Source organism: Pontibacter toksunensis (assembly GCF_042686245.1).
GTDB lineage: Bacteria > Bacteroidota > Bacteroidia > Cytophagales > Hymenobacteraceae > Pontibacter > Pontibacter toksunensis.
The window spans coordinates 194,969-200,968 of sequence record NZ_JBHUOX010000011.1; the positions used below are offsets into that span (position 1 = coordinate 194,969).

The window sequence follows — 6,000 nt, forward strand, 5'->3', positions numbered from 1 at the left end:
AGGCCTCAGCCATCTTAGCGGAGCGCTATGTTTAGGATATTATCTAAACTACTTTTCTGCCTTGGTTCAATATGATGCCCTTTGTTATCTGTATTCTCACCCTCAGGAACAGCAGTTGCTGATGAACTATTCGGTAGGGTAATAGTTCAAAAATAGCAAGGATGAAAGATAGCAGGCGTTATAGAACAAGAAAGGCTCCTCATCCCGAGGAACCTTTCTTGTTCTTGATCAGTAAGCTGCTTTATGTTAAGCATGACTACAGTTACAACTGCTTGATGATAGCCGTTCCAGGATAATGGCTAAACCTTTAGTGTCATGCAGGGCAGGAAGGTCCTTTGATAATGAGAATTAACTCTCTTCTCACTCCAGGAGCATGATGTGCCGAAGCATAATTTATACCGTCGTGCGCCTGTGTGTACAACTTACCCTGTGTACGCAAAAAAGGAAGCTTGTAAACTGATTCGCACTTTTTGTTTGCTGCCTTTCAGCAGTTTAGTTTTTGAGCACCTTCACAGTTCCGCTGATATCGTTTCCGGTTAGCTTGAAGATATACATGCCGTTTCTCACGGACTTGAGCGGCAGGGCCAGCTCGTTCAGTCCCGCCTGCAGTTCTACGTTGCCAGTGTGTACCAACCGGCCCCGCATGTCGAACAGCTGCAGCGAGGCATGGCCGCTCGTACAGGAGATAGTAAAGGTAGTCTCGCCGCTTGTTAGACACGCACAGGTGGAGAACAACGTAGGCTAACTGGGCGAAAAGAACTCCCTCAAAAAAGCACTTGAAGATAAGTTCTGAATCCAAGCCTTGCGCCATCCGATAAACCCGCCCCTCAGGGAGATGATTGGTTAGTAAGAAGTGTAAACTTACAAATTAGTTTCGTTCTTCCAGCATGCAGCCGCAACGGTTGTATCGCTATTCCGGGGAGAAAAGGCCTGCTTTTACCGCCCAACTGAACTCAAAGCACGTCCTCCTCTGAAGCGACTGCACCTCAGGCTCCGCTACCTGGTAGCCCTGTCGGCTGCCACGCAAAGGAAGGCTGTCGCGTAGGCAGCCAGTGACAGGCGGAGCATAAGGTCCACCGGTGGCGAAGGCTCTGCGAAAAAAAGGGCGGCAGCGGTTATCGAAAACAGCAGGATGGCAAAGAGGTGCAGTTCCACTGCCGCTTTCAGCAGGGTTCTCTCCCTTCTTGGCCTCGGTTTCTTTGCAATGTAGAGCAGCATGGTCTGTTAGCTTCTTTTCTCCGGAACTTCTTTCTCAGACTTATTCTCTATGGAGTTCACCAGTGCTGATAGCAGCAGGCAGAATAGCAGGGCGTAGTTCATCAGTGTCGTTTAGGTACAGCAACTGTATACTGATGTTGCAACATAAAGTTCTAATTTTTGGCAGAATATGTCTATTGTTTCTTAATGAAGCCATAGGTACAACAAAAGACTGCTGTTATGGCATTCTCCGGTTTCAGGAGGCAGCAACTCTGCTGCGCCGGGAATGGCATGTTCATCTTCGCCTGACTGAGAACCAACGTTTCGTTGCCCTTCCGCTGTGGCAGGCGGATGGCGAGGGTGAGTTGGAATAAATATTAACATATGCTAATATTGCACTGCATAAAAGCAATCCCGCATGAGACGCAGCACTTCCTCCCGCCAGGTAGATGAATATGTAGCATCGCTGGCACCTGAGAAGCAGGAGTTGGCAAGAGAGGTGCGTCGCATCGTGGCCGACTCTGCCGCGCACCTGCAGGAAACCATTCGCTGGGAGAGTGCCTGCTACTTTTTCCGTGGCCCCGTCTGCTACTTCGCCCCCTCGCGCGGCGGCATCCACTTCGGCTTTTTCCGCGGCAAGGAGCTCTCTGACCCGAAGCGCCGTCTTGTTACCCGCAACGGGAAGCACCCACACATAAAAGTGCGCTCTTTGCAGGACATTGATGAGGGTTACTTCGTGGGCCTGATACGCGAGGCGGTGCTGCTGAACCAGAGCTAACGGCCCTGCAGCGGGGCAGGCCCTAGTGAAACTGCACCCTTATCTGCACCCGCTCAGCATCAGGCTCTGTGGCCGGAAGCACGCTGACCTTCTCTCTCTCGTCAAAATACTGGGCAAGCCCTTTGATGATGCCGATGGCGAAGCCCGCCATCCTGCGCCTGGAGTGATAGTCGAGGATGAGCATGTTCCTGCCCACTCTGGAGACATGCAGCGGAGGCGGATTGGCGGCATCGTTCTCCTTCTTTATGCCCCTGTGCATGTGCGAACCGACGTGCAGCAGCATCTCCTGCGTTTTCCAGGAGGGATCAATGAAGCGCTTGAACACCAGCAGCAGGTCCGGCACCAGGAACTCCCCAAAATTCTCCTGGAAAACGGCGTCAGGCAGGCCCTGAGAACGGGCAGCGGCTGACATGATGGTGAACAGCTCCTTAATAGGGTACACCTCGTTCATCTGGTAAGGCACACGGTTGCCCAGCCCTACCTCCTCCAGGATGTTGACCCAGGTATTGTAGTTGTGCCTGTACTCCACGAACCGCTTCAGAAAAACGAAGATGGACCCGTGCATGGTGTCACCTGCTAAAGAATGCATGCTGATTCTGTTTAGTCGATATGATAGCAAGAAAACCCCAAATTTAAAGAATATCTCCTGTTGTGGTGAAAGCTGCTTATGAATAAAATTTTTGTTTTGAATTATACCCTGTATAAGCCCTTATTTATTAATGTGTTTGTTCCGAAGACAAGACGGTCCTTTGGTACTTTTGCTATCCCGTACTTTCCTCACGCAAGTGGGCCAGGCAGTGGCTCCTGCAGCCTGTACGAGGAATTATTTACTGATTCAAGTACCTTTGCCCGATGGACTTTAAGAGAAGAAGACTGGCGTTAACCCTTCGGAACCAGCTGAACTATCCCCTGCAGTTCAATCCTTTTGTGTTCAGTAAAATCTTTCTGCTGTGGGGGCCATTGGTCTAGTAGGCGGCGTGATAGCAGGGTTATACTGGTTTGTGCTGGAGGGCCTGCTGCATTTCCTGGCCCAGTTCAAGGGGCTGTACGTGATACCGTTGATGGCAGTGGCGGGCTTACTGGCAGGCCTGATTATCTATTCCCTTGGAGACCTGGGCGAGATGGATTTGATTGTGAACAATGCCCGTTTTAAGGGTGGCAGGCTGCAACCAAAGAACAACCCAGCCATGCTTCTGTCGTCGTGGCTGTGCATTGCCAGTGGCGGCAGCAGCATATTAACAATACGTCCTGCCTGTTGCAGAACGGTTAAAGTAACTTAAATGAGTACCGCCAAACGGCAAACAAATGAAGAAAAGATTGAAAAGGCAGATGCGCATGGCGCGCTATGTTTTCTATAAGGAGACATTAATCGACTACAAAGAGCATTTCTGGACTTTTGCCGGTTCCTTTCTGGGGATAGGGCTGATAGGCCTTTTGAACAGCAACTATTTTGACGCCGCTGATTCCCTGTTCCTAATTGGTTCTTTCGGGGCCTCCTCTGTGTTAATCTACGGCCTTATCAACTCCCCTTTAGCCCAGCCCAGGAACCTGATTGGAGGCCATGTCATCTGCGCCCTCGTCGGCGTTACCGTCCACCGCCTGGCACCCCATGAGCTATGGTTGGCTGCAGCCCTGTCTGTTTCCCTCTCCATTGTACTGATGCAGGTGACCAAGACCATGCACCCTCCCGGTGGGGCCACGGCCCTGATTGCCAACATCGGCTCAGAGAAAATCCGCAGCCTTGGTTATCTGTACGTGCTCAGCCCTGTGCTTTCCGGTGTAGCTATCCTGCTGTTGGTGGCCCTGGTGTTCAACAACATGACCTCCCACCGCCGTTACCCCAGGAACAGGAACTGGTTTAAGGTGTGGAAAAGAAGGTACCGGTAGACAAGTTACGGTATACTAAAAGGATTCCTCCCCCTTCAGGCTAATTAAGAATTTCAAGTGTATCATCAGACCACAAGGTCGTGTTGGTGATTTTATATTGTCAGCATCCAGGCTTTTCTGCCTCTTTTTTCTTTTGCCGTTTATAATCAAACTCTTAGTGAACCGCGAAAACCCCTGGCTGCATAGTAAGATTCCGCCCCATTGTGATAAACAAACACATGTCCGTAACGCCAGTCGCCAAAAATTGCCCCTCCTAGCTCCCTGATGTCAGACGGTGTATGCAGCCAACTTGACGTTTTAGAATCGAACTTTCCAAGCTTTTGCAATTCCGTGTATTGTTGTTCTGTTAATACCGCTATGCCCATTTCGGAAGCCATACCGATAGCACTGTCTTTTGGTTTATGTTCTTTCCTTGACTCCAGTGCCTTAGTATCGTAACAAACACTCCTGCGGCCTTTCGGACTTTCCGCTGAACAATCATAAAAAATGTACTCCCCCGTCTCTTCATCAAAACCAACAACATCCGGCTCCCCACCCGTTCTTTCCATTTCATTGAGCGACCAGAGCTTTTCGGTATTTCCTCCCAGCTTTGCTTGTACTTTTGTCCATTCAAGATTCTTATGCCTGTCCATGTTTTTTTCAAAACGGCCTTTTAATGCGCTGAATAGTTCTTCACGTTGTTCTGCTGACAGCTGCTTCTTGCTTATCATTGTCATAACCTTATATTTTTTATTTGCAGACGGTTTCTTATGAATAAATTATGAACGATGTCGGGCTGAGAGGTTTCTTTGCTTTGTTGCCAACGTTCCCGCATAGGGTTTATGGCAGTTCTCGAAGCACATTCCTGTCCGCCTGGGAGAAACCTGACCAGGAGCCGAAAACCATGGACTTACTTCTTTATCCGCCTAAGCCATATGCGCTGTTGGGACTTTGTTGTTTATTTTTTCGGTTGATAAATTAATTGTACAACCCCTGATTTGAATGTGTTCGTTTTAATCAAGTGTAAATTCACTTGATTCTTTAAGTCTCCAAACAATGGCTTTCCACTTCCCAATGCTGTTGAATGAACTGAAAGACGGTATATATCTATCACACCTAATTGAATGAAAGTATTTATTAGACTTGCCCCGCCATAAAGCCAAATGTCTTTACCACCCTCTTTCTTTATTTCAGCTACTTTGCTTGCTACGTCCGAGCTTATAAAGGTTGCTCTGTCATCCTGTACATTTTGACGGGAGAATACGCAATTTTTCTTTTTATGAACTCTTTGCCATAGTTTTAATTCTGTCTCGGTTGCATCATCATCAGGCTGAAAGTTTCCCTAAGCCTACACCTAGCCCACGGCCACAAAGTGCGAGCGACTGCCCACTTCGATGCCGGCGTGGGGGTTCACAACTTCCATAGGCGTGCTTTTCCTTTTCATAGCTTTGAGCGTATTGAAGTGAAAAAAGTATTCCAGGGGAATGTACTGCTGGTATTGAAAGTATCCTGATCGGGGTCTCCAAAGGGGCTACGATTAAAATCACCTCAAAGTCCTTCTGTCAAAGCAGCAGTTTCTTTTTCTTTTAGAAGTACCTTGGTTTATAGCTATAACCTAGGGTACTTCTAGACAATGGCATTTTGCAAGCATCTTTTAAATTTGTATGAAGCAAAGCACTCATCTACACATTGCAAAAATAGCAACTGTTTTTGTAAAAGGAGCTGACCAGTACCTGTTCCCAAAATCCTTTCCGACGTGTTCTTTTGACATCATCTGTCCACGACAAACTTGACGGTCTGCACATTTCCCCCGGTGATGAGTCGGGCCAGGTAAAGGCCCCTGCTCATGCCTTCTGCGGATATGTGGTGCTCATAGCGCCTGCCTGCCTCTGCAGACCCAGTGGCTATACTTCTGACGAGGGCTCCTTTGATGTCATAGATACCCAGGGTGTACACATCTGCGCTTTCCAATGAGAAGCGAAGCGTTGCCCTGTCAGAGACGGAGGTGGGGTAGACAGCCAGCACATGTCCCTCAGGAGCCGCTCCTGCAGCGACAGCGTCCTTCCTGGCAAAGCTCCTGTTGCTGGGCTTGTGGATGGTGATGTTGCCCCCGCCGATGGCGGTGCAGGCTTCGGCATTGTCGTCCAGGCTTGCTGACA

At 49.0% G+C, this 6,000-nt stretch carries 9 protein-coding genes; 3 read left to right on the forward strand and 6 right to left on the reverse strand.

Annotated elements, in window-relative coordinates:
• Nucleotides 1–492 precede the first annotated feature (492 nt).
• A complete protein-coding gene (locus ACFS7Z_RS15690; protein ID WP_377486367.1) occupies nucleotides 493–735 on the reverse strand; it encodes a T9SS type A sorting domain-containing protein in 243 nt (80 codons plus the stop codon).
• Between the two features lie 261 nt (nucleotides 736–996).
• Nucleotides 997–1,218: a hypothetical protein gene (locus ACFS7Z_RS15695; protein ID WP_377486370.1), complete on the reverse strand. Its 222-nt coding sequence runs from the start codon at nucleotides 1,216–1,218 to the stop codon at nucleotides 997–999.
• Nucleotides 1,219–1,615: 397 nt separating this feature from the next.
• Here ACFS7Z_RS15695 and ACFS7Z_RS15700 point away from each other — a divergent pair, with 397 nt between their 5' ends.
• Nucleotides 1,616–1,975 carry a DUF1801 domain-containing protein gene (locus tag ACFS7Z_RS15700; RefSeq protein ID WP_377486373.1) on the forward strand — a complete coding sequence of 120 codons (360 nt, stop codon included), beginning with the start codon at nucleotides 1,616–1,618 and terminating at the stop codon, nucleotides 1,973–1,975.
• A 22-nt stretch (nucleotides 1,976–1,997) separates the two neighbouring features.
• On the opposite strand, the gene ACFS7Z_RS15705 is transcribed toward ACFS7Z_RS15700, so the two are convergent.
• On the reverse strand, nucleotides 1,998–2,564 hold the full coding sequence (locus tag ACFS7Z_RS15705) for a heme NO-binding domain-containing protein (RefSeq protein WP_377486376.1): 567 nt from the start codon (nucleotides 2,562–2,564) through the stop codon (nucleotides 1,998–2,000).
• Between the two features lie 361 nt (nucleotides 2,565–2,925).
• On the opposite strand from ACFS7Z_RS15705, the gene ACFS7Z_RS15710 reads away from it, so the two are divergent.
• On the forward strand, nucleotides 2,926–3,255 hold the full coding sequence (locus tag ACFS7Z_RS15710; protein ID WP_377486379.1) for a hypothetical protein: 330 nt from the start codon (nucleotides 2,926–2,928) through the stop codon (nucleotides 3,253–3,255).
• A gap of 25 nt (nucleotides 3,256–3,280) precedes the next feature.
• A complete protein-coding gene (locus ACFS7Z_RS15715; RefSeq protein WP_377486382.1) occupies nucleotides 3,281–3,862 on the forward strand; it encodes an HPP family protein in 582 nt (193 codons plus the stop codon).
• Between the two features lie 146 nt (nucleotides 3,863–4,008).
• Here the strand turns inward: ACFS7Z_RS15715 and ACFS7Z_RS15720 are convergent, their stop codons facing one another.
• The 3 genes from ACFS7Z_RS15720 to ACFS7Z_RS15730 all read right to left on the reverse strand — a co-directional run.
• Nucleotides 4,009–4,578, reverse strand: a complete 570-nt coding sequence (locus ACFS7Z_RS15720) for a DUF4256 domain-containing protein (protein ID WP_377486385.1) — start codon at nucleotides 4,576–4,578, stop codon at nucleotides 4,009–4,011.
• 221 nt (nucleotides 4,579–4,799) lie between these two features.
• A complete protein-coding gene (locus ACFS7Z_RS15725) occupies nucleotides 4,800–5,063 on the reverse strand; it encodes a dihydrofolate reductase family protein (protein ID WP_377486399.1) in 264 nt (87 codons plus the stop codon).
• A gap of 548 nt (nucleotides 5,064–5,611) precedes the next feature.
• On the reverse strand, nucleotides 5,612–6,000 hold a 389-nt coding region (locus ACFS7Z_RS15730), incomplete at its 5' end, for a T9SS type A sorting domain-containing protein (RefSeq protein WP_377486388.1).